Here is a 24,979-nt window from a genome sequence, read left to right on the forward strand (position 1 = left end):
TGCTTACGGTTCGTAGGAACGTTGCTGAGTTAGAAAGGCTTTAGTCGCCTTCCTTTAGCCAATGGTATCGTGAAGTGAAAAGTTGCTCCCCCGTCGGGATTATTGGGTGCGGTTAATTTCCCTGAGTGCGCTTCGACAATTGTCCGGCTGATCGAAAGGCCAAGACCGCTTCTTCCCGGTTTGGAAGTAAAAAAGGCATCAAACAGGTTGGTCATCATCTCGGGGGCGAGCCCGGGGCCATTATCGCAGACAGAAACTGAAGCAACGCCGTCCCTTGCCATCGCGACAATGGCTATTTCAGGCCGTTCAAATCCTCACACGGCTTCGCATGCATTCCGGATCAAATTGATCAGGATTTGCTGAATTTGAATAGAAACGCCAATCGCGATCAACCCGCTGCACGCGGTGTTGGTTACCTGAATAGTACTTGAGACGTTCATGAGCGCGATCGTCAAAGCCTCGGAAACTGCTACGCCCACATCGAATTCTTTCGAATCTGCGCGCGGCTGCGCAGGCATACTTCGGATATCGCGCATGACCATTCCGGCCTTGAATGCGCAGTCCTCCAGGCTCGACTGACGCCAGCACGGCGGCCCCGCCGCCGATGCCAGAATTCCCTAGCGCGCTCTTTCTACTTCGAACTTGGACTGGATTATGGTTTAGTACTGTCAGCCTGAATGCAGCTTCTCTCTGATTGGCATAGCTGGCCCTTCAACGCAGTGAGCTCATGCCAAGAGGGTTTGCCACTTGGCATGAGCGACCGAGGGGGAGGGTCCTTTAGCATTGTGGCGGTGTCCGTCAGGTAGGACCACAAAGCGTCTGTGGGGAATGGTGCTGGCGGCCAGTATCAACCAGCTACGGAACCCCGACAATTGCAATCAAAAGAACGGCATTAAGCGGCGATCAGCCCGCCAACGGTTTCAAGAAACGGCTTCATAGATACCGGCTTAGCGAGATAACCACTTGCTCCAGCGGAGCGGACTTTGAACTCTGCCCCTCTGCCGACAAATCCAGTAACAGCCAAGACTGGGATATCGCGCAGCCGCACGTTAGACTTCAGCAATTTGATGATGTCGATACCCGAGATATGAGGCAAATGAATGTCGAGCACAATTAAGTCGGGACCGAATTCCTCGACCTCCTTAAGCGTAAGCCGCTCGTCCACGACTTCCTCAACTTGATAACCGCCTTCGCGCAAGACAGCGCATAACATCATGCGGTTAAGTAGGTCGTCCTCAATGACGAGTACGCGTTTTAACATATGCATCCATTCAAGGTAGGTTAGGGCCTGCGACAGCTGGGGGCCGTTCGGGTATCGAATGCCCGACCGACCTGCCAGTTCCCGTATTGAGCTTCTGGCAGATATCGATCCGGGTAAACTTAGCGGAGCGCGCTAAACCAAATCTCAGTCACATTTCAGGCGCAGGATTGTCTTCGGCATCGGGAAAAGGCCGAAAATTGCGAGGGCCAGGCACCGACGATATTTATCTCAAGTAGTTGAAGTACGGAGTATTCTGCACGAAGCGGTTCATGCAATTTTAGATTCTTCCGATCATTCAAAGAATGAAAGGATGCCCAATGCGCTTCAGAGCGACACTAAACAATCCAGTGGACAGCGAAGAGGGCTTTCCGGTGGACGCCGCGGAAGGATTTTTTCAGCCTCGTAGACAGCGCCGGTCACTTACGCTCTCCGCCGTAACAAGCTCCCATTCAAAGGGAGAGACCCAGGTTGAAATCCGCGACATTTCTGAAGGCGGACTGCTGCTCAAAGCAGAGCTGACAACATTATCGACCGAAGACGTGATTGAGGTGGTCCTGCCGGGCAGTGGCCCCGTTCAAGCTAGGGTGGTTTGGCAAAGTGGTAGGTTCTCCGGTTGTCAATTCGACGAAACTGTTTCGGTGGGCGCCGTCAGTGCAGCCTTGCTGAAGTCAAGCCCTGCTCAAGCGGCCCGTGAGATCGCAACCGCCGAAGGTACTGATGATGGTCTGGAAGACAGCAAAGTCGACGTTAAAGCTCCGCTGAACTGGTCAATTGCTTTTTACTTGTCTCTCTCACTCTGGGCCGTTCTCATCGCGACCGTCTACTCATTCGCTATGTAAGTAGCTGCGTCAGCTCAATACCGAACGAGCGGTGGCTTTGATGGCGTTGCTTAAATTCTTTGATGTTGCAGCCATTCGGATATTCCTCCGCCATTCTGCTAGCAAACTCAGCCGGGGCAACCAGCCCACCGGATCTGGGGAAGGTGGAAAAACTCAGAATCGAGTGGTTCGAGGTCGGGAAGTAATGTTAGACGCGGCTTGGCTCCAGTCCCGGCTGGGGAAGCCGGTGAGCATGTCGGCAGAGCGCCGCGCCCCAACATGTCCACGGTAGATCAAAAATGGTGCCTGGCAATTTAGATTGTTACCGAAGCAGCTAAGTTTGAGGTCGGTGTAACGCCAAGAGCCGCCGACAGAAGCATCGACGGCTCTATTCCCGACCGCTTAGGCGTAAGAAACCGCGATGCTTCCCTTACGACGAGCCGCGCGCATTGATCCGCCAATAAGGCCAAAACCCAAGAGCAGTAGTGCCCAAGTACTCGGCTCTGGCACAGCGGACATTGTTTCAAATCCCAATGCCCCCACGCCAAATTGCCAATTAGAGCTCCCACCAGAATTATTATTCCAAGTCAATGATTTGATTCCAGCCCCGCCAACACTAATAAAGTCCGTATAGTTGTTACTCGAATCAATAACGGCACTACTAATCAATGCGCCGCTCTCATCAAACGCGCTGTAAAATGAGCCGTTGTTAGTACCATAGTTGTTGAAGGTGAAGCGTACATTCGAAACAACATTGCCAAAAACGGCGCTTAAAACACTATTTGTAGGATAGTCATTGGTATCAGAATTTGAAAGTGCCACGGGGCAAGCAGTAAAAACGCAAACTGCTGACGGTGTCGAAGAAGCGTTCGGTCCGCCGCCCATGGAAAAGGTTACCCCAGCCACCGAGGTGATCGGCGTGCCGTCGGCAAAAGTTGAAAAATCAATTATGGTCTCGGCCGCCATCGCAGGCGTTGCGAACGCAATCGAGCCAGCAAATGCAAGCGAAAGTAGCTCTTTCATTATCATTTCCCTGTTTTGTCATCGAGTCCTTGCGCGAGAAGGACTTCCTTTCCGCTCTTTTCGAGCAATAATCAGATATTAATAATTAGCAAACGATACTTCATTGCCAAAGAATCCCGTTTTGCCACAATCAATTAGGAACCATGCTCCCCCTGAATCTGGACTGGCAGCAACGAGCAGACATCTGCACGTTCCGCTGTTCCCGAAGCGACAAGTACCCCCAAGTGATTTGAGGTCGCAAAGAGTTAATTATAAAAGGTCGCTGGCGGAGCTCGATTTCGAGCAACCAAACATCGCTTTAATAGAGGGCTTCGCTCACCTTGAGAGGTAGCGAGCACCATATTGCGCGAAAGCCAGGCACCGCTGACTACGCAGCAACCCAGGCTCGAGGTTTTCAAAACTTTAGCGCTTACGAGAAATGATTCCATTAAGTTTGTGATGACCGGAGATTTTTACTCGAGACAGAACGCAGACCATTTGCTTGCTGGAAAAGTTGACGGGAATTAGCGAGAGGCAACCGAGGAGTCCAAGGAAGGTGGAGCATGGCCGCAAAGTTAACTCGCAAGGACCTGATACAGCTATTTATTGTTACTATTATCGCATTCGCCGCGGCCCAATTGCTGACCCGGACCTCTCCAATTGGCATTGATGTCAGTTCTAACGCGACCGCGCAGGCAATCCTCGACGATCGGTCTTCACCCTCGCGGGAGGTCGACGACCCGACGCTAACCCTAGTTGTGTTCACCGATTACCAATGTCCCGCTTGCAAGCTTGCGGACCCGCAGATGATGGCGGCTGTGGAAAAAGACGGTCACATTCGCGTAGTTTATAGAGATTGGCCAATCTTTGGACCGATCTCAGAAGAAGCCGCGCTTATAGCGATCGCGTCGGACCGGCAGAATATCTATCCTGCAGTCCATCGGCAGTTGATGAGCGAGCGGCGGCCACTCAGTGAGCAAGTAATGCGCGAGGCGGTTACCGGGTCTGGCGGCGATTGGGCGCAGATTCAAAGTGATCTGCGCGACCACTCGGAGGAAATTCGTCAGCAACTCAACCTCAATCGCCGGGACGCATTTAGCTTAGGATTGGCCGGCACCCCTGGCTATCTCATCGGCCCGACGCTTGTATCAGGGGGGCTCGATGAGGGGGAATTCACAGACGCATTCGAGAAAGGTCGGCGAACCGAAGGCCGCTAGCACACAGGAAAATGCATAGCGGCGAGGAAGTAAGACCAAAGTGTCTCAAAAGGATTTTCGTCGGGCTGCAACTCAAAGCTAGTAGGCCGAATCGGTCAGATTAATTGCCTCCCCCCATGGAGTGCCGCATGGACAGTAGAAGCTTGGAAAAGAGCCAAGCGCTGGCTCATCGGACGCACGAAGGCGTGCCAAACCCGGTGGGCTAAGGGTCACGCTGCTAGGCCTATTGCCTCGAACATAGGTTGTGTGAACTTAAGGTCCGGGAATCAGATAGTCCAAGCGCCCCAATTTGGGGCAGCTGGAGGCTTCTTCTTTCAAAAGAGCAAGCAGTCCGTTAAGATTGGCAGCTATACTTAAACCGATTCTGAAACTGAAGTCGCGCTCAGTTGTTGGGGGGCAAATGCGAAAGAAGTTTATTAGAGTGGCCATCGCCGCATCTGTTCTGGCTGGGAGCCCTGCGTTTGCAGCGAAGCCGGCTCCTCCCCCCACAGTTCCCTGCGAGCAAGGCATTACTTTGAACGCCATCGCTTGCATCGAGGCGTCTGGCAATCTGAATAATGACAGTCCGGAGGCGAACGCTGCCCGTACGGCTCTTTGGGGCTCTATTGGCGGTGGTTCAATTGGACAATCATCCTGGATCGCAGGCAACAAGCTCGAATTTGCGGGCGATTTCAGGGGTCAAACGTTCAGCTTTACAGCCCCGCTTTCAGGCATCTCCTTTCTCGCAATTCATTGGGGCGGCGGGAGCACGCATGACGGAGGGCCGGGTAACTCCACTGTTTTCTATAAGATTGATGCAGGGACAGGGCCTATGACCTTTACTACGAACTTCCGCGGGATCTCAAATGCCGCCTTGTACTCGACCAGTGGGCCTGCTGTTCCCGAGCCCGCCACTTGGGCGATGTTTATCTTAGGTCTTGGTCTGGTCGGCTTCACTTTGCGGCGCCGAAAGACCCATTCATCACGGTTCGCTTTCAGTTGATGCTCTATATGTATTGAAGTCAGAAGACGCTGTAACCGGAGCGATTTTTGTTTCTGGAAAAATCTACGGAAACTGAGCTCACTCCGATTGATGTAATGGAAAGCCTCAGAACGGCAAACCATCTGTCAATCCACACAAGCCCCTTGTGCCTTTTCAGAAACGAATTTTCCGAACGCGGGCGTCCGGAGGACAACTCGGCTCCTTGAAGAATCCTGACTCTTCATGGATAAAGTGAGATGCAAACGCTACTGTCGGCCCAATAATGGGCGCCACCAGTTCTCATTATCAAGATACCAAGCCAATGTTTCCGCAAAGCCTACAGTGAAGTCGCGCTCGGGCCGATAGCCCAGTTCGCTCCGCACTTTGGTTTCATCGATTGCATAGCGGCGATCGTGGCCGGCGCGGTCAGTAACGAAGGTCTTAAGGGAAGCGGACGGTTCGCCTCGCGCCGCAGGCGCATCTGGGTACTTGGCCGCCAAGCCACCACGGCTAGCAAAGGCTTGATCGACCGCGGTGCAGATTTCTTCGATAACCTTCAAATTGGGCAATTCTTGGCCGCCGCCGATATTATAGGTTTCTCCGGTGCGGCCTTTCGTCAAGACTAGTTCAATGCCTTGGCAGTGGTCTTCCACATGAAGCCAATCCCTCACATTCATGCCGTCGCCATAAATCGGGAGGTTCCGGCCATAGAGGCAATTGATCAGAAAAAGGGGGATCAGCTTTTCGGGGAATTGGTACGGGCCGTAATTGTTCGAACAGTTACTAGTGGTCGTATCCAGTCCGTAGGTATGATGATAGGCTCGCACCAAGTGGTCCGAGCCGGCTTTTGACGCCGAATAGGGCGAATTGGGTTCATAGGTGGTGGTTTCGCTAAACGCGGGATCGTTGGGCCCCAGCGAGCCGTAAACCTCGTCGGTGGATACGTGATGAAACCGGTGCGGCTGGCCCGATCCACTATCCAGCCAGGCTCGACGCGCAGCTTTCAGCATGCTGTGCGTTCCCACGACGTTCGTAGTGACAAAGGCGTCTGGACCGGAGATTGACCGGTCGACATGACTTTCCGCGGCGAAGTGTACGATAGTATCGATCTTGCGATCTTTCAGAAGGCGAGAGACCAACCCAGTGTCGCAGATATCACCTTCTACAAGATCGACCTCCTTCAGTCCGGCGAGGTTGGCCGGGTTTCCGGCATAGGTTAGCAGATCCAGCACAGTAATCTCGTCAGCGCCGTGCCCGCTACGCCAATGGCGCACGAAATTCGCGCCAATGAAACCAGCGCCCCCGGTCACGAGAAGATTAGCCATGATCCACAAGTTCCTTCAGCATCCGGCGCAATTGAACGCGCCAATGCGGCGCTATGCCTCCAAGTGCTTTCCATGTCTCAGTTTTATCGAGCACCGAAAATGCCGGTCTTTTGGCAGGCATTGGATAATCGGCGGTCGTAATAGGGACGATCGGAACGGCGCGATCGAGGAAGCCAAGTTCCAACGCTTCTTCTTGGATCGCTACCGCGAAATCATACCAGCTGGCTACTCCGCTGTCAGTGTAGTGGAATATCCCCACCTTGCCCTGCAGTGTAAGAGCCCAAATTGCCTCGGCGAGTGAAGAAGCCCAGCTGGGCGTGCCAACCTGGTCTGCCACGACGCGCACCTCGTCTCGCTCGCGCATGAGGCGCAGCATCGTGTTGACGAAGTTCTGGCCGTTCGCGGCATAAACCCAAGCCGTACGAACGATTAAAGCGTCCGGTCCTGCGGCAGCCTCCCCGGCTAGCTTCGAGGCGCCATAAATGCTCATGGGAGCTGGGTAATCGCTTGGCTTCCGAGGAACAGCGTCAGATTCACCAAACACGAAGTCGGTCGAAACATGCACCAAACGGGCACCTGCGGTTTGTGCGGCGTGGGCAAGAAGCGCCACGCCAGCCTGATTGATTGAAAAGGCGCGCTCTGGTTCGGTTTCAGCCAAGTCCACCGCAGTGAACGCGGCCGCATTGATGACGACAGCGGGGGCGTGATCGGCAAAGGCCTTCGCTACCGAATCTGCGTCAGTGATGTTGAGCGCAATCGAACCAAGTGCTGCTATGGTGACATGCGCGGGCGCGCACTGCACCAAGGCGCGCCCCAACTGCCCTTCCGCGCCCGTAATCAAGACCTTCATGGGTAACCCACGGTCTCTGCTAACGATCGCCCGTTCTGATCTTTCGCGGACAATTGCGGAACAATCCCGTCAAGAGGCCAGGATATACCGACCTCTGGGTCATCCCACCGCAAACAATGCTCGGAAGATGGATCGTAAAGGTCGGTGCATTTGTAGAGGAAGTCCGTTCCATCCTCGAGGCAAAGGAACCCGTGCGCCATTCCTGGCGGAACCCACAACATTGTCTTGTTGGCGGACGACAGTTCCAGCCCGAACCACTTGCCGAAAGTTTGAGAAGATCGGCGTAGGTCGACGATTACGTCAAATACCGAGCCTGCTGTAACTCGGACGAGTTTGCCCTGCGGAGCCGGATTTTGGTAGTGGAGGCCCCGCAGGATCCCGCGGGAAGAACGGCTTTGATTGTCTTGCACGAAATCCAGGTTCAAACCTTTTTCGCAGAAAGTCTTTTGGTTCCAGCTTTCCATGAAAAAGCCGCGCTCGTCTCCGAAGACGCGCGGCTGGATTACCACCGCGTCCTTGATTGGGGTGGGTGTTACTTCCATTGTGATCCCGCTTCGAGCAGCTTGAGCAAATATTCGCCGTAACCTGACTTCCTTAAAGGTTCGGCGATCCGCTTCAGTTCATCGTCGTCAATGAAGCCCATTCTCCAGCTGAGCTCCTCGGGACAACAGATTTTCAATCCCTGCCGTTCTTCGGTGATCCGGACATAGTTGGCTGCATCGATCAGCGACCCATGCGTACCTGTATCCAGCCAGGCAAACCCACGCCCCATGAGCTCGACATCGAGGTCACCCGCTTCCAGATACATGCGATTGAGATCCGTAATTTCCAGTTCGCCGCGAGACGATGGCTTGATTGCTTGTGCGAGTTCCACCGCGCGCCCGTCATAAAAGTAGAGGCCCGTGACTGCATAATTGGATTTCGGCGACGCTGGCTTTTCTTCGATGGTTTGTGCTCTGCCGGATTTGTCGAAAGAAACGACGCCGTAGGCGGTTGGATCATCGACGTGATAGCCAAACACGGTGGCGCCGCTCGTGCGTGAACTCGCCCGGGCGAGCATGTCGGATAGGCCATGCCCATAAAAAATGTTGTCGCCCAAGATGAGCGCCGAAGGACCTGTCCCGACAAACTCGGCCCCGATATGATAGGCCTGAGCCAGGCCAGCTGGTTCCGGCTGGACGGCATAACTTATGGCCACACCCAAATCCCGCCCGTCTCCCAGTAGGGCTTGAAACGCAGCAAGGTCATGCGGTGTTGTGATGACAAGGATTTCGCGAATCCCGCTCAATATCAGTACCGATAGCGGGTAATAGATCATCGGCTTGTCGTAGACAGGCATAAGCTGTTTCGAGACTGCTTTGGTAAGGGGATAAAGCCGTGTCCCCGACCCTCCTGCAAGGATGATCCCTTTGCGCATTTTTCATGGAGCCTTCGTGTCGGTCTGATTTCGAAGCGTGCTCTCGCAAACCTGAGAAACGAATGCAATGGAAGGCACATGCCCGGACGGGTTTTAATACAAAAACAAAATTTATTATGACCGACATCTGTTCAGAATTTCGGCGGCTGTGTGAAAGGCTTCCCCTCGTTCCAAGCCTCGTCCACATCGACAACCGCCTGGGTAGGGCCTCACATATTCGTACCGAGTGGATAATCATTGAGCGCCGCTGATCCATCGGATCTGAAGTGCGAGCTCTGATCCGAACCAACAACCCTCGCGCAAATTGAGCACTGCGTCTCGGGATTTTTGCTCTTCTCAAACTCCTTAGACAGTCATGAAGTATCGCGAGCCGTAAATCCGCATCTGTGGCAACTTAATCGTTTTCCGGCGGAACTTTTTTGGCAAGGGCAGGGCTAGACCCCCTAAAGGTCAGGTGGTCACCGTCGATATGAATCGAAGCGAACTGGGCGAGCCCATTTTGTCCGAGCAGTGATACGCCAACATCTTTGCGCGGGATGGCCGCTTTTAAATTCTTCATAACGTGACCGTCGAATGCGATCTCTTTAATCACGATCCAATCGACATCGACCACACCGCCAGCTGTCAAGAGCTTCTCGGTATCCGCCAAGCGTGCATAAGAATCAATTTTCTGAGCAGCCTCATGGCTTAGGACCATATGACTCGCCCCTGTATCCACCAGGAAACGGACCGTTTCAGATCCCATATTGCCATCAACAAAGAACAGTCCGTTGTCGGCTCGCTGAATCCCTTTAAGTGCGCCGTCTGTTTGTAGCTGAACTGAGGCAGTTCGCGTAGCAAACGCAGACGGCGGCAAACGAGCATCCTGAAGCGCAAAAAAGGGCGTTATAGCCACCGTGGCTACCACCCCAGCCGTAAAATGCAGAATTTGCCTCATCCACGCAGGCTAGCGGCATGGCTTTTCGCTTACGTTTCGGAGGATGCCTAACTGACCATTAACTAATAGAAAGTTTCGTGCAGAGCGTTTGGAAATCGATATACCTTTGAAGCGGGAACTACGGGCCCTTCAGGTCATTCTACTCGTCTGCCGACCGTTGAAAATCACTTCGTTTATACTGGCAAGGAAGGCCTCTTCAGAATCAAGCGCTTAGTTCAGCTTCCATCCGCCGGATCCGGCGAGATTGAACTTTTCCAAAAATCAGCAGAAACGCGGCTAGAATTGCCCATTGGATGGCTTGAAGCCAATAGCGGATTTCGAGTGAATTCTTATCGATATAAAGGGTGTAATACGGATCGCCTATGCCAACTCCGATGGAGTTGAATAAGGCCCGTGCAGTCCCTGGAAGCCCACCTTCAACAAGAAGGCCGGACCACGCGGGCTTTTGAGTGAGCCCGATCAACTCGTTCCTATCGGTCGCGTCGAGTTGCACAAACACGCGGGCTGACTTTCCCTGCCCAGCGGCGCGATACGGAGCAAAAGCCATCCGATCGTCACCTAGGAACCAGTCTTGTCCGAAGAAGATGATTTCACCCACTTCGCCTCCGACGATACGAGCCGGCCCTTCTTCAACGGAGACGACACCGAAATCACTTGCAGCTATCGTCTGCCGCGCACCCGTCGTTCCCGGTAGCATGAATAGTGTGAATATCACAAATCCCGCAATCACCAGACATGCAGCCATGCCGAACCCATACAGGACCGCTCGGAGGGTTTTCGCGCGCTTAATTGGATTCAATCGATTTTGCTCTATACTCTGTTCCGCGTTCTCGCGTTTGCGCAAAACCCTAAGGACTAACCAAGCCGGTAGGGCGGCTAAGCAGAACAAGAAGAGAAAGGTGAGCAGAGGAGCATAGGCCCCGAAATATCCAAGCTGCAACTCGGCAAGCCGGCCAAAGAACCCCCTATAACTTACCGCTTCCCAGAGAAAGTATAGGGCGCAGAGAACGATCCATGCGCGTGCAGCGAGCCTGACCACCGATAATGGAATGAACGACACGTTTCGGCCAGTCATTGACTTGAAGATACGGCCAAGAGTCGCGGTTTACGGACCCTGTTTCGACGACGAAGTGCAACGCCGACACCGAAAAAGCCTAAGATCAAGGTGATCCATGTTGACGGTTCGGGAACTGCTGTGACCGGAACACCGTCTGATCCGCCGGTACCTCCACCGCTGCTGTCGCCGCCGCCGCCACCAGTCCCCCCGCCGCCAGAGCCTCCGCCCCCAGTGCCTGGGACACCCGCTGAAAACACAGGTGTCGCAGTTGGGCCGAAAGCTGGCCCCAATGCCGCAAACGCCGTAGGGGTCGTGTCTGCCGCCGGGGAAAAGGCTTCCAACATTGCCGCAGCGGCAGCCGGGTCGACTGCTGCGCCAGAGATGGCGGCACCTGGCGGCGCGGCAATGGCTGGATTGATACTGCGAGTAGCAACGTTGCTCGTGTCACGGTCCCGCAAAATTCGGCGGATTCGGTTACGCGGGATCCGAGAGGCGTCGGAAACCCTCACCATGCCGTCTGGATCGTCCGAAAACGACCCGTCGTCGGTGGCCTCAGACGGAGGGATTGCCATGGCAGCGATCGGGCTAGCCTTTGAATCCGGCGCCCCGATGATGGCGCGATCCTCTAGGCGCGTAAACCCAATCAAAGCAATGCCAACAATCAGAGCTACGGCCGTTTTCGAACGAACCGTATTACCGCTCCCTGTTTCCTCTTGTTCTGGCACTACAACCCCGCTTTCAATGTTCGGTGCTTATGATAAGTAATTTACCTATTATCAACCAATTATATCGTGTGGACTGCATGCTCACAGATCTGGCGAAACTCAGCGAACCAGCTCTAGGCGCTTATTTTGTCGGTGTTTTCTTGGGTGCCGGCGCGAGCCCCTCTTGATAAGTTATAGTCGCCTTCGTTCTGGCTTCGTCCAAGCGTGTCTGCAAAACTTTCCCTAGGTTTTCGGCGCGCATGGTTTGAGCGGCAACGGGTGTTGCATCTTCTTCGCTGGTTGGAACTGCCTGGCGGCCAGTGATCACGCTAACCACTATCTTCCCCTGTGTCGGCACCACAAAAGGCTCGCCGGGTGGAAGCGCTAGGATCTGGTTGAGAGCAGGTGTGGGAATGCTCATAGAATCGATCGTGTTCTTTCCCGTGTCGTAGCTCACATTGAATCTCTTCAAAGTTTGTTCGACGTCTGCCATGGATTTGTCGGCCTCGAGTGCCTTGAGGACGCTTGGATCGTTGGGAAGGTCGAAACTGATCTGATCCACGAGATAAGCGGTCCGTTGACTAAACTTGCCGGGATTGTCAGCCAGGTACTTCTTGATGGATGCGGCGTCAGGAACGCGCACTGTGTCGGCAATTTTGGTTCCATACATCTGCACAAGGAGCTCTTCGTTCAGGCGCCTTTGCCGAGTAATGTACATCGGGTCCTTATCGAGACCGTCTTCTTTTGCTACCTGCGAGATCAGGCGGCGATCGACGATCTGCTGTAGTACCTGCCTTCGAATTGCCTCCTTGTCCCCTACAGGAGGTGCTGGCAACTCGGATATCTCAGCATTCAGTTCTTGTTGCGTGATCTCTTCACCGTTCACGACGGCTACGACTTGCCCGGTCGGCTCGCTGCTGCAGGCGGTAAGGCTGATCAACACGGCGCTGGCCAATGCCAGTCTTGCGGTAAAGGTGAAAGTCACTTAGGTCCCCAACAATTGAATGAAGAGTCTGCGCGGTTTGGCATTCTACATCAACATGATGGGGTGCTATAGCGACCTTGCGGACCGCTCACAACAACGGGGATGCCAAATTGGAAACTGTCTACGATTGGGTCACTGTTGGAATCTTTGTCGGGCTTGCCGTTCTGTTTTTGCAGCGGTCCTCTGAAGATGAATCGCGTGACAAGGTACACCATTATCTGCCGCCGGCAGTTGGTTGTGCGGTAGCAAATTATCTCGGCAACGAGGGATATATGTTGGTTTCTGTCGCGCTTCTCGTGGGTGTTCTCGCTTACATCAATTTCGTCTTGAAGCCGTTTACGGCTTCGGACCCCGGTGCCTCTTAGGCGACCCTCAGTTCTTTGGTGCGAAACGCGATGATCGTCTGAGCGACCTTGTCTAGGGCGTAAATCATGATCAGCGCGATTGCAAATGTCGTCATTCCAGCAAAGTTATGGAGGAACCCCTGCGCCGCGGCCTCGCCCACATGATACGTGATTAGAATGAGGAGCAGCACGCGAACGAGGTTAGAGAATATCGCGATCGGCACTGCCGCTGCGATCAGTACCATCATATAGCGCCAATTCGACCGATGGATCAGGTATACATAAAATAAAGTGAGAGCCGACAAAGTTATGAGCGAGCTCAAGCCGGCGCAGGCTGCAGCCACGAGAAGTTGATACTGGCCTATTTGAATGGTGACACCGGAGCTGGCAATCGGATAGTTGGCAAGATACAATAGGGCGACGGCAGTGTCGCTGATCCAAAGTTTCAGCGGGTTGGTGAGGGCTGCGACGAGGCTATCTGGCAATGGGACCGCAAACAAAAGATAGAGAAGCGGAAACCACAAGATCTTAATTGCGCGCCAACCAATGAATGCGAATAGGAGGGCAATTAGAAGCCCATATAACGCATAAACTTCGAGTTCGATCACCGCCGCGATGCGAAGCACTATCAGCGCGGCTGCCATAAGAAAGATGGCGCCAAAGGCTTGCCACGCTGGTGGGCGCGACTGCACAACCTTGGTTTCTGGAAGCATTCTAAACAGAAGCCAAACACCAGACGCGAGAATGAACGGACCGAGCGAACCCTGTTCCGTTGACCAGCTTTCTGTCGCGACGAACTGCCACGTAGGGTAGGAAATTGCAATTAGCCCGATTAGGGCTGGCGAGAAACGCCGCGCCCAATTGTAAGGCGCGCGCTTTGTATGAAGATTCCCAGATGCTTTCAATTTCGACTTTCGCTTTTAGGAGAGTTAGAAAGCCGCGATATAAGAGGTTGCGGCGAACAACCTAGCTTGTTTGTTTAGCAAACTTACAGATGCTGAGGCAAGTTAATTGCCGCCCATAGGCGGACGGAGTTACTTTCAACTAGCCCTGCCCCCTTGGCCATGTCGACCACTGCATTGAACCCACCGGATTTTGATTCGACATTAAAGAGGTAAGTGCTAGGGCTCGAACCATTGCCACGCAATTTTGAACCACCTGATCGGACTCCCACTCTGTGCAAGTCAAGCAGCGACTGGTTTTCCTTAAGGCACTTTTCCGCGACCAAGATGTAGCGTTGTCACTGCGAAGCCGCGCGGTACACTCAGGGGCTTGGATAGGCGCTGGCTTCGCAGTGCAGAAAGCTTTGCAGCTGGGCTCTAATTTAATTTTGACGCGGCTCTTGTTTCCCGAAGCTTTCGGTCTGATGGCCTTGGCTACCGTATTCCTCGTCGGCTTGGCGATGTTTTCTGATATCGGCCTGAAACCTGCCGTCATTCGCGACATTCGCGGCGACCAAGCAGAATTTCTCAACACCGCGTGGACAATCCAGATCGCACGGGGGATACTGATATGCGCCATCGGCGCGGCAATCGCCTATCCCATATCACTGGTTTATGAAGAGCCGATCCTTTTCCCACTTCTGGCTTTGCTCAGCATTACCGCGGCGATAAGCGGATTTACGTCCATCGCTATGGCAACTGCCGAACGCCGTTTGGATTTCAAGAGAATAACAATTGTTCAGGTCTTGGGGCAAGTCATCTCAATTGGACTGCTCGTCACGTTGGTATATTTCTGGCGATCGGTGTGGGCCTTAGCAGTCGCCAATATCGCAAGTGCCGCTGTGGTCGTTGCAATAGGATTTGCCCTTTTGCCTCGGCACCGGCACCGAATTGCATTGGATGAAGATTCCGTCAGATCGCTGATCCAGTTCGGTCGTTGGATATTGTTTTCTACCATGGCTACATACGTCGGCGGCGAGGGGCTCAGAGCTATCCAGGCCGGCTTTATTACACCGGCCGAATTTGGCATACTTGCCATAGCTTACACCATCGCAGGTATTCCAAACGATTTGGCAATGAAACTAGCTGGAGCAATTGGCTTGCCCGTGCTCGCTGAGACATATCGGGCCTCGCCTCAGAATGGCTTCACTATATTGAGAGCACTGAGAAAGCGTACATTAGCGATATCGGTTTTGTTATCCTCCGCTGTGATCCTGCTTGGAGAACCTCTCGTTGAGTTCCTCTACGATCCGAGGTACCACTCCGCTGGGCGCTATCTGGTCGCAATAGCGTTTGCGAACGCTATTAGCGCGGTGAGTGCAGGATATACGAGCGCAGTTTTGGCCGTCGGAAAAGCTTCATCGTACTTCTTTATAATTTTCTTGTCGGCAATTTTAAGGATTGTAGGAGTTACAGTTGGTTTCGAGATTTATGGGATTGTCGGCATGCTTTACGGCGTCGGAGTAGCAAATCTAGCAGTCGTTGCGTTCAATTGGAATGTATCTCATAAAATCGGACTGGCCGACTTGAGGTTAGACGCAATCGCGCTAATTACTATTTTCTTCATCCAGTGTATAAGCGGTTTTTATACTTTCTGGTCTTAACAGAGATTTTCTCAAGATGAGCTTTTGGATCATGGGTGTTTCTCCCTTTCATTGGTTAATATCATGACCCAGGGTCTCATTAGCAAGGGATTGAGTAAAGTTGGTGCGGCGGCATCGGCGCTATGGACGAAAAATTACGTAAGAAAATCCCTACACTGGGTTTCTGGCGAAAAATTTATAGACCTGCCAAGCGGTGACATAGTAGTGGTGCTACTGTGCCGAAATATGGCTCATTATCTTGAGTATTTCTATGAATATTATAGGAGTATAGGTGCGCGCTATTTTGTGTATGTTGACAATAATTCAAGCGATAACTCTGTCGATATTACTGCAAGATGGAAAAACTCGATTACGCTATCTACTGATTTAAATTTCCGTGACTATCAGACGCCGATACGGCACGAAATTTCTAAGAGTTTCTGTACGGAGGGGTGGAGGCTAGCAGTTGATCCAGACGAACTTTTCGATTATGCGGGATCTGAAAAAATGTGCATTAGGGAGCTTGGAAGAAGCCTATTGGACGAAGGCTATACTGGGTTGATAGCACAGATGCTCGATCTTGTTCCGGATAGAAGTTTAGTTGAGGAGTCTTCGCTGAGCTTTTATGAGTCTACAAAGAGTAGCAAATTCTATTCTTTGGATTGCCTGACAGATATGGACTATTTCAGCTCAAATGTCCCATTCTCCGGCTTAGTCGAAAACAATATGATTTCGAATGAAGAAGTTACATGGAAATTTGGCGGAATCAGAAAGAGGTACTTCAATGAGGACTGTTGTCTAACAAAGCATCCTTTATTTTACTATAAAGAGGGTGTTCATCCCTTTAGGCACCCACATTTGACAACCGGTTTACGGATTGCAGATTTCACCGCTCTCCTCAAGCATTATAAGTTTTCTGGCAATTATATTTCTCGTGAAATGGATCTACTCGCAGAAGGGAGAGTATCTCATGATGAGACTTCAAGACGCGCGTCGATCGTCAAGAGCGGCCACCAGTTTAGGTTTAACACAAGTAACTTACTTGCCTCTCCAACTCCAGAAGAATTACTAGAACGCAACTTCCTTGTAATGACTGAGCGTGCAAAACTCAGATACCTGAAGTTCTGATTTCGTGTGCTTATCTGACCTCTCGTTTAAAATTGTTGTTAAATGTAATATTGTGGGTTTAGGTCCGCAAAGAATGTTCTGCATAGAGGTAACTGCCAAATGCACCCGATATTCAAAGATTTTCCAGGACTTCTGAAGTTCATTGTCCGCCAACGGTTCAAGGGTTTCTCACCTCCAGGGAATGAGCCCTACATGCCGCCAGCGGAAGTGAAGTTCTTCAAGGAAAACATTGGCTTGGCTCTGAATTATGTTGAATTCGGTTCAGGCGGCAGCACGGTTTACGCAAGCCGATTAGGCGTTAAGACAATTAGTGTGGAAAATGACAGATTCTATGCACAAGCAGTGGCAGCCCAGCTGCATGGCAACACAGTTACCCAGATTGTGGCGAGTATGGGAATTACTCGCGAATGGGGTATGCCGCTGTTTCCAAGCGCAACCAAGGCTAAGCGCTATGTAACAGCGCCTTGGGGCTCAGCACCATTCCCGCAATTCATTTTAATTGATGGACGCTACCGTGTCGCTTGTGCGTTGGAAAGTGCGCGCCAGGCACATAATGCCCATGCTAAATCGGTTTTGATGTTCGACGACTATTCAATGCGTCCGCAATACCACATGATTGAAGAATATCTAGGTTCGCCAATATTCGTGGGGCGCGCCGCAGTATTCCATATTGGCACTCAAGTCGTGCCACTCGCCATGGTTGAGAAGTCGCTAAACGATCCTGCATAAGTGGGAATTACCCAGTTGTACTATAACGAGGTCCAGAGGAGCTTTGCTCTGATCATCTAGCAGCAATCCGCCGAATGAAGAGTTGGACACCCTCGATAACCATTCGCATTTGCGCGCTAATTGCTCGAGACGGGAGCGATCGCAGATTTGGCCGTCTAGCCTGTTTACCTCGTAAGACCATCTTGCGTAATTGAACAAGGACGGCGATCCAGTGGTAGTGTTAACGGTTGCTTTGCCACCAGCAAACTGAACCGTCCGCCATTAAGGTTTTCCGCCGTTTATCCTTTGCTCGATGAAGAGTTACGGCATCAAGGGATCGAAGTTTATGGACGCCCACAAGGCTTTCGTCGTTGAGCAGGGCGAAAAGGCACGCGGGTGGCGGATGTCTTCCGCAAGGCTGGGGTGAGCCTGGCGGCCCACTTCAGCTGGAAGCCAAAAGCGGGAGCGCGGAACGTATCCATACGGCGGTTGCCGCCTTGTCCGAGGAGGTATTGAGCGCGCTTAGGGGTGGTCGTTGGGTCAGGTGACGTTGTTTTTTGGGGCCATCGCGGCGCCGAAGCTGGAGCGAGGAAGAACGGCTGCGGATGCTGTCCGAGGCTTTCGCGCCGGGCGCCTGCGTTGCCGAGGTGTGCCGCGTATCCATCCGGTGAGGACCGCGGCGTAGCCCGATTTATCCGGCGAGGGCTGAGGGTCCACCGCCCAGTTCCACAGCAGCAGCTCGTCGAGCCTTGGGGCGGGGTGATCTGCGATTAGGGCAAGGACATCGGCGAGCCAAGCGTGGGGATCGACATCGCCCAGCTTGTCGGTCTGGTTAAGCGTGTAGATGACGGCGGACACCCTAACACATGGGTCTAGGCTGGTGCCTCAACGAAGGCCGATCTGCGCTTCTTGAAATTTACCCACAAGTTCGGAGCAGCAATGAACAAGGCAAGCAACCCTATCGCAAAAACGTATTGCATCGGCAAAGTGAATTCATTGCTCAACATATTGAAGAGCGCCATCATAAAGACATGAAGGGTGAACATCTGGATGGAGTACTTTCCAACGTTTCTGACAAACGGTAACGCGAAATACCATTTGGCAAAATGGTTGGGCCATTTCAGAAACCCCTCAGGCCTCAGCAGGACCAAGGTGAATAGAAGGCAGACAGTGAGGATTTTGGCTAAAAACAATGGATGCAATTGCATGCGCGGCCAATTGGGGTTTAGCTCCTCATAACCGGGAAACGAGGTCGGATACGGGTGGGGTATTCGCCCAGCTACAAGCACTATGACCAGCAGAGCAAATGCCGCGTAGTAGGTGCGGATAGGTATGCGGCGCATTACTTCTGCCGCATCCTTGGATCGTGCGCCTAAGAAAAGAAACAGCATAAATAGAAATTGCCATGCAGCGATGTCAAAAATGACAAAGCGTGAGCTGAGGCCGAACATTCCGGTCTGATACTGGCTCTGGCTCCATAGATAGATTGTCGCAGAAACTATCAGCGGCAGCACAAAGCCGATATGCGGTACCATCCAAAACAACATATAAAGCAGAAGGAAGCAGTAAAAATAGATCGGCAAAATATCCGAGTACGCGCCGCCATCCTGCATCACCGCCACGTTCGTCAGCGGTCCGATGATTGACAAGGAAGGGTTGGCGAAAAACGCGATAATTAGGAACGGTACAGCACTCAGCAAATAGTACTTATAGATTGTCCACAGGCGGGCATTTAGGAATTTGTAGAAGAGGCTGGTAGTGTTCATCCGCTGAGCAAACAGATAGCCGATGATAAATCCTGAAATCGGTATAAAGAACTCGGCATCATACATGCCGATTAACTGGTGGTGGTGGAAGTAACCAAGAGCAGCCATGCCAGGGGCGAAGCTCAGATGTGCAATCAACATCCCGATCAGCAGGTGCCCTCTAATGCCATCTACAAGATCAAGCCGCATGCATCTGCCTCACCATTCAGTGTCCCAAGGCGCAGGGCTCGCGGACCGAGCCATTTTTTCGGGAGACATTGCAGCTTGAGCCGTAAAATCTCGCCGACGCCTAGACCGCCATACGCTTCTTACAGGGGAGACGTAAACAAAGAGTCGGACGTATGACGCGGAACAGGTTTAGCGGGGAGCAAATCATCGCTGATTTGAAAGAACAGGAGGTCAGGATTGCGACGGCGGAGGTATGTTGCCGTCGCGCGATCTTGTCGGCGAAATTTGGCAAGGGGAAGTTCAAGTATTGCAGTCTGGAATTGTTGGACGCCCGACATCTGCGCAATTTGGCGCAGGAGAACGAACGGCTACAGAAGCACTTGGCGGCTCGATGCTCGACCGATCAAATAGGGGCTGGTGCAATCATTGCACAGCGGAGCGGTCTTTCCCGCTCGGCACAATATCGTCTGGGTCGGCGCATGCACTGAAAAGGCCCACTAGGACACTGCGATCACGACAATGTAGTTCGCGACGGCGCTCTAGGGCTGCACAGCGGTTGACCCGATTATCGGCCTCTTTGAGGAAGCCAGGATCAGCACGAGCGGCGCTCTCGCCGCCCGGCGTTCTACCAATTGCGATTAGAGCCGAGGCGCGTTGTTGCGCACCTTTATGACACGGTCAAAGCCGGTGCTGGCGATTGAAAAAACCGTAGCTGATCACTCCAACAGCACTCAACCAAACGATGTAGTGCGCAACGCACGCCTCCGGTCGGGCTATGTCATGTCTACGTTGTGCGCAGCGCGATGGAGCGGGTCCGATCTAGCTTGCTTCAGCTCCGAAAGTGGTTTGCCTTGGCGCGCCGATTGACATATTTCCTAACGTATGACGACCACATAAACTTAGCGAATACTTGTCTGAGACTGGCCACCCTCTTTCGCACGTATTGCGAAAATAGCTCCAGCAAAGAGCCAAGTAATCGGTCTAATCGATGCGTTTGGAATGCTATCCAGCAGGTTGATTGCCAGAAGCACGCATATCGCAGCGGATCCCATTGATATTGATACCTGACTGCTTCTTCTCCACAAAAGCCGCACACATCCAGCACACAGTAGCCCAAACATAGCCAGATAGCCGACCCATCCCCATGTGCCTATTGTAATGATCCATGCTCCATCGGTGGTGCTCAGATCGCTGCCGTTATCAGGCGAATAGATGCGATTGCGTCCCCAGCTTCCCCAGCCAAAGACCGGCTTCTCAGAGACTCTCTCTAGCAATTGATCTTCATTGATCAGCCGAACACCCAAAGACCCCGCTCGGTCAGCGCTGTATGACGCTGTCAGATCTGAGATCGTGGCGATAGGGACTAATCCTGCGCTTCGAATTGCGGGGTACAGCAAGATGGTGATGCACGCAGCCGCGCTGATCGCCGCGAGGCGTTTCGCGCGCAGGAACGCAATGAGGGGGGCGAAGACTGCTGCTAGGATGATGGCGCCGGTCGACTTGCACAGCAGCAGAAGAATCGCAAAATAGGTAACAATCAGGCCCGCGCGCATCTTAATCGGCCCCCTTGCTTCACGCCAACGAGCAATTGCTGCAGTCAAAGCCATCGCGCAAAAGATCGCCACCAACAGTCCGTGGCCAAGAAACACTACGGGTCGGAAACCGCCGGCCCGCATCTGCTGACCAAAACTATGCGGAAAGAAGCCATAGATCATGCGATGCAACTGAGGACTCAGGCGAACCTCGATCAGCATCAAAACCGAGTATGCCAAGGCGCCGCTAACTAATATGATGATGACGTGCCACCGCCGCTGATCGTTGTTAATTAAGCCATATGCGGCAATAAAAGGGATCAAGGTGATTACATTGAGTACCGATTGCGCAAAAGCGTCGTACATCGACATTGGCGGAATGAACCGGCCCCCAAAAACTAACGACTCGGCATTGAAGGTTGCCGTAATGAAAGGAGACAGGGTGAAGGTGGCCGCCAACGTCATCAGCACTGGCTCTTTTAGCGCCCTAAGCCAATTTTCGCGCACCAACAAAAGACAACAAAGCAGAATGGAAAGGTTGGAAACCGTTGTTTTGTCAAGTGACGGAAAAAAAGGCATCTCGAAAGATGTTCCGACGGGGAGGATCAGATAGGCACATAAAACTGACCACACGAGAGCGCGGTGCGCGGGCAAGAGGATAAACAGCATTACGGTCGCAACGGGGCATACCGCCAGCATTACATAGGCCAATAGGTTAGGAATTTCGGAAGCCCTTTCGTCAGCGCATAATGGCTTAGTTTCGCGTGACGTTGCAATCGAGCAATGCCCGCATTTTGGGGCTATCTTTTAGGGGGGCGTCGTAGCTGGCCTTTGCTCCCCAGCTTCCCCAGCGCGTACCTTGCCGCCCGACACTGTTGAAATGAGAAAGCAGCGTGCAACCTAGGTCGCGATTTAGCCTTAAAAGTTCAACGTAGAGATCATACATTTCTGGGTGCGTCTGGGCTGCCGCCAATGCCGGGCTGTACGGCAATTCGATTTGGTCTTTCGCCTGAATGTGCTGCCCCGCTTCGTAAGCAACATAAGTGAGGCCGTGTTGTTTACCGAATGCGATCGTCTGCGCCAAGCTCCCGCTCGACCTTAGCGACTGAATTACGGCTTTAATATCATTGATGACCATTTCCGGTGTCAGATCTTTACCTTGCGCCGACCATTTCTCGTATATAGCATTATCTGGGCCGACATAAGACGCCGGGGAAACGGCATCAGCACCGCCATGGTCCAGACACCACTGGATTGTGCGTTTAGATGCATCGAACCAAGCGGCTTGAACTGCGCAAACGCGAGTTAATCGCCTTTGCGCATTGCCCGACCATTCTCGCTCCCAAATCGAAAATGTTCGTCGGAACAGAGCGCCGATCCGCTCAGGATGGCCCACACCTTCCAATTTCTTATCATCTTTCCAGGCATTTCCGCCATTCATCTCGACGATCGCGCCGGCCAAGGGAGACCGGAGCATCCACCCTGCTTGATGGAAGCCCCAATTCCAGACTTCGTTTGAATATTCGAGATAGACTTTAAGGCCGGGGTCGAGCGTTTCTCTAACCAGCCGCGCGAACTTGGCTATATAGTCATCTGTTGCGCGATGGGGAATGCAAAACCATGGATCGGTTTTGAGCGTGTTGCAGAGCTGGACCATCAGCTCGATCGACACGCCCCCGGAGAACTTCATTTCAAAGGGCGTTGGAGCTGGGCCATACGTCGCCTCGGGGTCCCCACTTTTGCCGACCATAGTATAAAAGGTTGGCCGCTTTCGGGTTTCCCAGTTTTCTTCGAGCGAATTGTTTGTTTGTCCCCACTCCATAAATCTAAGGCAATGAAATGGCCTACAAAATTCGAGAAACTCTGGCAAAAACGGAGATTCATTGAGATCAATTGTTTCATCATATTCTCGTACAAGGCGAATATTTCTGATGTGATTCCCCAAAACAGAGCGCTTTATGACTAAGCCTTCGTACGATTGCGAATTTTGGGACATTTTCAATTTCAAGCGGCCAGGCTTTCGTGAAATTACCTTGGTCGCTGCAACTCCATCAATGTCACCTTCGCCATCATAAAGAAGAATGTAGTTACCTGGTTCTCGGCAATTTGGGAGATAAGTGAAGACGGTTTGCGGTTCACTCGAATCTGGCGAGGCAACTGGTACTTGTAGCGGATATCCGTCCCTATCGAACTGAAATGAGCCTTGCAGCTTGGTATCGTGTGGGCCCGATCTGATGAGATTCCGAGTGAGCCAAGGACGTGCGCCAAGAAAAAGGTTTCTGAATGGAAAACCTGGCTCCCAATCAGCGATGGGGGCAAGGTTCATTCCAATAGGGATTTTGGGAAACGTGTTGCTGCGCGCTACGTGCTCAGTTGCGGCTATTGATCTATTCGAATCCCAGAAGCTAGCAAGGCCGCCGGACAACACCCCTACACCAGACACCGAGGCGATCAGCAATGGACGACGACCTATCGTCATGATTTCATCTTTCGGGTAAAGTGAGGTGCATCGTGGATCGGGCTATGCGCTCGGAGGTCATGTACGGCAATACGGGATTTTGGCGCAACCAATTCCTCCGAGATAAGTTGAGCAAACTAGAATTTCGACTGAGGCTGCTGAGGGGAATACGGTCGAACGGGCCCCTATGTAACGGCTAAATTACTTTGAAGCCAACGGATAGGTCGGACATCTGGGCCCATAAATTGCGGATGGCACCTAAACTTCTACTCGCTGTCGATGTCACTCTGATAGAGGAAGTCCGCGTGGCATCGGATCACGGGCGGCCATAGGGGGTGCGCTCGCTGTATGCCTCGATATTGCAAGCACTTAACCCCTTTTCTAAATCATTAAGAGCCTTCTTACTGTATCGGAAAAAATTCCTGCCATTTGAGGGACTTTTTTGCGCCTTCACTATTTCCCTAGCATGGGATAGCAGTGATTTATGAGCTACCTTAAACGACTGAATTGATGTCTCTTACTCCGGATCCTGCCATTCTTATAGTGGCCCCAAATGCTTCTTCCGCCTTGGGAGGCGAGGCGTTCCTTCCGCTAATCTACTTTAGATCTTTGCGTAAGCGCGGCTACCCAGCACAACTGATCGCTCATGATCGCAATCGCGCAAACCTGCAAAGGGTCCTCGGAAACGACATTCAATACGTCCATTTCATCGCAGACACCTTTTGGCATCGCGCTATCTGGCGAATTGGAGGATTCTTTCCTACGTCGCTGCGGACTAATTTTTTTGGCGTAGCAATAAATTTGGTGAACGAGATCTATGTGGGCAAACTCGTCAGGCAATTGGTCGATGCTGGCAACGTCAATTTAATTCATCAACCGATACCAGTCTCTCCGAAGGCGCCGTCAAGCCTGCACGGACTTGGGGTGCCTGTGGTGATCGGGCCGATGAATGGGGGCATGACTTATCCGTCAGGATACGAAGATCTTGAGAGTGCTCTTTCCCGCAGATTTACCGCGGCAGCCAGGGTCGCTGCAGTATTCGTTAATCGGATCATACCAGGTAAGCGGAAAGCAGCAGTATTATTAGTAGCGAACGCGCGCACGCGAGCTGCTCTACCAGTGATCGATCACCCGCGTTTAGTTACATTAGTGGAGAATGGCGTTGATCTCTCTATTTGGCGCACAGAAGTTCGACACCAAGTTCGGTTATCCAACGATCCGTTCCGGCTCGCTTTCGTAGGCCGCCTAATTGCCTTGAAAGCCGTTGATCTAACGCTTCACGCATTGCTGCTTGCGCGTTCCAATGGGATCGACGCGAGACTGTCAATTGTGGGTGAGGGGGAGGAGATGGAAACCTTGAAAGCCTTGGTCGGAGCGCTGAGTTTGAACGACGCCGTTGATTTCCACGGCTTTTTATCCCAGCCGGAATGCGCTAAAGTGCTATCTAACGCTGATGCATTGATCCTCAATTCCGTCCACGAATGTGGCGGTGCGGTCGTGCTTGAGGCTATGGGGTTGGGCTTGCCCGTCATTGCATCAAATTGGGGAGGCCCGGCCGACTATGTTGATTCGTCCTGCGGTATATTAGTCTCACCAATTCCCCGTGCCGATTTTGCAGCTAACCTTGCAAAGGCGATCGGGAAACTTGCCAGCGACCCTACACTTGCTCGTAATATGGGGCGTTCGGGCCGGCAAAAGGTTGAAGAGCATTTTGATTGGGAGAAAAAAATCGATCGAATGCTGCTAATTTACCAAGACGCTTTATTGCAAGCGGCAGGCGTTTCTGCCTAAGGTGACGAAGTGGAGAGCTCGTATCA

Annotated in this window: 26 protein-coding genes and 1 pseudogene; 9 read left to right on the forward strand and 18 right to left on the reverse strand. The window is 52.5% G+C overall.

What is annotated here, in order from left to right:
* Positions 1-29: 29 nt before the first annotated feature.
* The 3 genes from GRI65_RS08985 to GRI65_RS08995 all read right to left on the reverse strand — a co-directional run bounded on the left by GRI65_RS08985 (position 30) and on the right by GRI65_RS08995 (position 1,261).
* On the reverse strand, positions 30-296 hold the full coding sequence (locus tag GRI65_RS08985; RefSeq protein WP_332872639.1) for a sensor histidine kinase: 267 nt from the start codon (positions 294-296) through the stop codon (positions 30-32).
* Between the two features lie 18 nt (positions 297-314).
* A complete protein-coding gene (locus GRI65_RS08990; RefSeq protein WP_160756169.1) occupies positions 315-536 on the reverse strand; it encodes a hypothetical protein in 222 nt (73 codons plus the stop codon).
* Positions 537-892: 356 nt separating this feature from the next.
* Positions 893-1,261, reverse strand: a complete 369-nt coding sequence (locus GRI65_RS08995; RefSeq protein WP_160756170.1) for a response regulator — start codon at positions 1,259-1,261, stop codon at positions 893-895.
* 317 nt (positions 1,262-1,578) lie between these two features.
* On the opposite strand from GRI65_RS08995, the gene GRI65_RS09000 reads away from it, so the two are divergent.
* Entirely contained in the window at positions 1,579-2,100 is a 522-nt protein-coding gene (locus GRI65_RS09000) for a PilZ domain-containing protein (protein ID WP_160756171.1), read from the forward strand.
* A 381-nt stretch (positions 2,101-2,481) separates the two neighbouring features.
* Here the strand turns inward: GRI65_RS09000 and GRI65_RS09005 are convergent, their stop codons facing one another.
* Complete coding sequence (locus GRI65_RS09005; protein ID WP_160756172.1) at positions 2,482-3,102, reverse strand: PEPxxWA-CTERM sorting domain-containing protein; 621 nt, start codon at positions 3,100-3,102, stop codon at positions 2,482-2,484.
* Positions 3,103-3,644: 542 nt separating this feature from the next.
* Between GRI65_RS09005 and GRI65_RS09010 the strand changes: the two genes are divergently transcribed.
* The gene (locus GRI65_RS09010; RefSeq protein ID WP_160756173.1) at positions 3,645-4,298 is read left to right on the forward strand and encodes a DsbA family protein; all 654 of its coding nucleotides are present in this window, start codon (positions 3,645-3,647) and stop codon (positions 4,296-4,298) included.
* Positions 4,299-4,812: 514 nt separating this feature from the next.
* The gene (locus GRI65_RS09015) at positions 4,813-5,280 is read left to right on the forward strand and encodes a PEPxxWA-CTERM sorting domain-containing protein (RefSeq protein WP_160756174.1); all 468 of its coding nucleotides are present in this window, start codon (positions 4,813-4,815) and stop codon (positions 5,278-5,280) included.
* A gap of 245 nt (positions 5,281-5,525) precedes the next feature.
* On the opposite strand, the gene rfbB is transcribed toward GRI65_RS09015, so the two are convergent.
* The 9 genes from rfbB to GRI65_RS09055 all read right to left on the reverse strand — a co-directional run bounded on the left by rfbB (position 5,526) and on the right by GRI65_RS09055 (position 12,534).
* The gene (gene rfbB, locus GRI65_RS09020) at positions 5,526-6,584 is read right to left on the reverse strand and encodes a dTDP-glucose 4,6-dehydratase (protein ID WP_160756175.1); all 1,059 of its coding nucleotides are present in this window, start codon (positions 6,582-6,584) and stop codon (positions 5,526-5,528) included.
* Positions 6,577-7,434 (reverse strand): dTDP-4-dehydrorhamnose reductase, encoded by an 858-nt coding sequence (rfbD, locus tag GRI65_RS09025; RefSeq protein WP_160756176.1) that lies wholly within the window; start codon positions 7,432-7,434, stop codon positions 6,577-6,579. Before rfbD ends, rfbB begins: the two co-directional genes overlap by 8 nt.
* Positions 7,431-7,976, reverse strand: a complete 546-nt coding sequence (gene rfbC / locus GRI65_RS09030) for a dTDP-4-dehydrorhamnose 3,5-epimerase (RefSeq protein WP_160756177.1) — start codon at positions 7,974-7,976, stop codon at positions 7,431-7,433. The genes rfbD and rfbC overlap by 4 nt, the downstream gene beginning before the upstream one ends.
* Entirely contained in the window at positions 7,967-8,851 is an 885-nt protein-coding gene (gene rfbA / locus GRI65_RS09035; protein ID WP_160756178.1) for a glucose-1-phosphate thymidylyltransferase RfbA, read from the reverse strand. The genes rfbC and rfbA overlap by 10 nt, the downstream gene beginning before the upstream one ends.
* Positions 8,852-9,245: 394 nt before the next feature.
* On the reverse strand, positions 9,246-9,788 hold the full coding sequence (locus tag GRI65_RS09040) for a retropepsin-like aspartic protease family protein (RefSeq protein ID WP_160756179.1): 543 nt from the start codon (positions 9,786-9,788) through the stop codon (positions 9,246-9,248).
* Between the two features lie 202 nt (positions 9,789-9,990).
* On the reverse strand, positions 9,991-10,848 hold the full coding sequence (locus GRI65_RS09045) for a hypothetical protein (RefSeq protein ID WP_160756180.1): 858 nt from the start codon (positions 10,846-10,848) through the stop codon (positions 9,991-9,993).
* Between the two features lie 11 nt (positions 10,849-10,859).
* Positions 10,860-10,952: a hypothetical protein gene (locus GRI65_RS15510; RefSeq protein WP_408609044.1), complete on the reverse strand. Its 93-nt coding sequence runs from the start codon at positions 10,950-10,952 to the stop codon at positions 10,860-10,862.
* The gene (locus tag GRI65_RS15280) at positions 10,949-11,089 is read right to left on the reverse strand and encodes a hypothetical protein (RefSeq protein ID WP_232844020.1); all 141 of its coding nucleotides are present in this window, start codon (positions 11,087-11,089) and stop codon (positions 10,949-10,951) included. The genes GRI65_RS15510 and GRI65_RS15280 overlap by 4 nt, the downstream gene beginning before the upstream one ends.
* A gap of 602 nt (positions 11,090-11,691) precedes the next feature.
* On the reverse strand, positions 11,692-12,534 hold the full coding sequence (locus tag GRI65_RS09055; RefSeq protein ID WP_160756182.1) for an EpsD family peptidyl-prolyl cis-trans isomerase: 843 nt from the start codon (positions 12,532-12,534) through the stop codon (positions 11,692-11,694).
* 110 nt (positions 12,535-12,644) lie between these two features.
* On the opposite strand from GRI65_RS09055, the gene GRI65_RS09060 reads away from it, so the two are divergent.
* Entirely contained in the window at positions 12,645-12,899 is a 255-nt protein-coding gene (locus GRI65_RS09060) for an XrtV sorting system accessory protein (protein ID WP_160756183.1), read from the forward strand.
* On the opposite strand, the gene xrtV is transcribed toward GRI65_RS09060, so the two are convergent.
* A complete protein-coding gene (gene xrtV, locus GRI65_RS09065) occupies positions 12,896-13,783 on the reverse strand; it encodes an exosortase V (protein ID WP_160756184.1) in 888 nt (295 codons plus the stop codon). The two genes, GRI65_RS09060 and xrtV, sit on opposite strands and share 4 nt — an antisense overlap.
* Before the next feature lie 272 nt (positions 13,784-14,055).
* Here xrtV and GRI65_RS09070 point away from each other — a divergent pair, with 272 nt between their 5' ends.
* From GRI65_RS09070 to GRI65_RS09080, 3 genes are all read left to right on the forward strand, one after another.
* A complete protein-coding gene (locus GRI65_RS09070; RefSeq protein ID WP_160756185.1) occupies positions 14,056-15,423 on the forward strand; it encodes an oligosaccharide flippase family protein in 1,368 nt (455 codons plus the stop codon).
* Positions 15,424-15,486: 63 nt separating this feature from the next.
* The gene (locus GRI65_RS09075; protein ID WP_160756186.1) at positions 15,487-16,530 is read left to right on the forward strand and encodes a glycosyltransferase family 2 protein; all 1,044 of its coding nucleotides are present in this window, start codon (positions 15,487-15,489) and stop codon (positions 16,528-16,530) included.
* A gap of 99 nt (positions 16,531-16,629) precedes the next feature.
* Positions 16,630-17,259, forward strand: a complete 630-nt coding sequence (locus GRI65_RS09080; RefSeq protein ID WP_160756187.1) for a hypothetical protein — start codon at positions 16,630-16,632, stop codon at positions 17,257-17,259.
* Positions 17,260-17,958: 699 nt separating this feature from the next.
* Here GRI65_RS09080 and GRI65_RS09090 read toward each other — a convergent pair.
* Both GRI65_RS09090 and opgC read right to left on the reverse strand, forming a co-directional pair.
* Positions 17,959-18,093, reverse strand: a pseudogene (locus GRI65_RS09090) (transposase domain-containing protein); the annotation flags it as partial.
* Between the two features lie 17 nt (positions 18,094-18,110).
* On the reverse strand, positions 18,111-19,193 hold the full coding sequence (opgC, locus tag GRI65_RS09095) for an OpgC domain-containing protein (protein WP_160756189.1): 1,083 nt from the start codon (positions 19,191-19,193) through the stop codon (positions 18,111-18,113).
* A gap of 152 nt (positions 19,194-19,345) precedes the next feature.
* On the opposite strand from opgC, the gene GRI65_RS15520 reads away from it, so the two are divergent.
* Positions 19,346-19,660, forward strand: coding sequence for a transposase (locus tag GRI65_RS15520; protein WP_408609039.1), 315 nt, complete (start codon positions 19,346-19,348; stop codon positions 19,658-19,660).
* Positions 19,661-20,071: 411 nt separating this feature from the next.
* Here GRI65_RS15520 and GRI65_RS09100 read toward each other — a convergent pair whose 3' ends face one another.
* Both GRI65_RS09100 and GRI65_RS09105 read right to left on the reverse strand, forming a co-directional pair.
* A complete protein-coding gene (locus tag GRI65_RS09100) occupies positions 20,072-21,373 on the reverse strand; it encodes a hypothetical protein (RefSeq protein ID WP_160756190.1) in 1,302 nt (433 codons plus the stop codon).
* 85 nt (positions 21,374-21,458) lie between these two features.
* A complete protein-coding gene (locus GRI65_RS09105) occupies positions 21,459-23,183 on the reverse strand; it encodes a hypothetical protein (RefSeq protein WP_232844021.1) in 1,725 nt (574 codons plus the stop codon).
* A 783-nt stretch (positions 23,184-23,966) separates the two neighbouring features.
* On the opposite strand from GRI65_RS09105, the gene GRI65_RS09110 reads away from it, so the two are divergent.
* Positions 23,967-24,953, forward strand: a complete 987-nt coding sequence (locus tag GRI65_RS09110; RefSeq protein ID WP_160756191.1) for a glycosyltransferase family 4 protein — start codon at positions 23,967-23,969, stop codon at positions 24,951-24,953.
* Positions 24,954-24,979: the final 26 nt, after the last annotated feature.

This window comes from Allopontixanthobacter sediminis, assembly GCF_009828115.1.
Classification (GTDB): Bacteria; Pseudomonadota; Alphaproteobacteria; order Sphingomonadales; family Sphingomonadaceae; genus Allopontixanthobacter; species Allopontixanthobacter sediminis.

What these genes read in the sequence shown, in the direction of transcription:
- GRI65_RS08990 (WP_160756169.1), bottom strand. Translation starts at nt 536, where the DNA reads ATGCGCGATATCCGAAGTATGCCTGCGCAGCCGCGCGCAGATTCGAAA.
- GRI65_RS08995 (WP_160756170.1), bottom strand. Translation starts at nt 1,261, where the DNA reads ATGTTAAAACGCGTACTCGTCATTGAGGACGACCTACTTAACCGCATG.
- GRI65_RS09000 (WP_160756171.1), top strand. Translation starts at nt 1,579, where the DNA reads ATGCGCTTCAGAGCGACACTAAACAATCCAGTGGACAGCGAAGAGGGC.
- GRI65_RS09005 (WP_160756172.1), bottom strand. Translation starts at nt 3,102, where the DNA reads ATGAAAGAGCTACTTTCGCTTGCATTTGCTGGCTCGATTGCGTTCGCA.
- GRI65_RS09010 (WP_160756173.1), top strand. Translation starts at nt 3,645, where the DNA reads ATGGCCGCAAAGTTAACTCGCAAGGACCTGATACAGCTATTTATTGTT.
- rfbB (WP_160756175.1), bottom strand. Translation starts at nt 6,584, where the DNA reads ATGGCTAATCTTCTCGTGACCGGGGGCGCTGGTTTCATTGGCGCGAAT.
- rfbD (WP_160756176.1), bottom strand. Translation starts at nt 7,434, where the DNA reads ATGAAGGTCTTGATTACGGGCGCGGAAGGGCAGTTGGGGCGCGCCTTG.
- rfbC (WP_160756177.1), bottom strand. Translation starts at nt 7,976, where the DNA reads ATGGAAGTAACACCCACCCCAATCAAGGACGCGGTGGTAATCCAGCCG.
- rfbA (WP_160756178.1), bottom strand. Translation starts at nt 8,851, where the DNA reads ATGCGCAAAGGGATCATCCTTGCAGGAGGGTCGGGGACACGGCTTTAT.
- GRI65_RS09040 (WP_160756179.1), bottom strand. Translation starts at nt 9,788, where the DNA reads ATGAGGCAAATTCTGCATTTTACGGCTGGGGTGGTAGCCACGGTGGCT.
- GRI65_RS09075 (WP_160756186.1), top strand. Translation starts at nt 15,487, where the DNA reads ATGACCCAGGGTCTCATTAGCAAGGGATTGAGTAAAGTTGGTGCGGCG.
- GRI65_RS09080 (WP_160756187.1), top strand. Translation starts at nt 16,630, where the DNA reads ATGCACCCGATATTCAAAGATTTTCCAGGACTTCTGAAGTTCATTGTC.
- opgC (WP_160756189.1), bottom strand. Translation starts at nt 19,193, where the DNA reads ATGCGGCTTGATCTTGTAGATGGCATTAGAGGGCACCTGCTGATCGGG.
- GRI65_RS15520 (WP_408609039.1), top strand. Translation starts at nt 19,346, where the DNA reads ATGACGCGGAACAGGTTTAGCGGGGAGCAAATCATCGCTGATTTGAAA.
- GRI65_RS09100 (WP_160756190.1), bottom strand. Translation starts at nt 21,373, where the DNA reads ATGCTGTTTATCCTCTTGCCCGCGCACCGCGCTCTCGTGTGGTCAGTT.
- GRI65_RS09105 (WP_232844021.1), bottom strand. Translation starts at nt 23,183, where the DNA reads ATGACGATAGGTCGTCGTCCATTGCTGATCGCCTCGGTGTCTGGTGTA.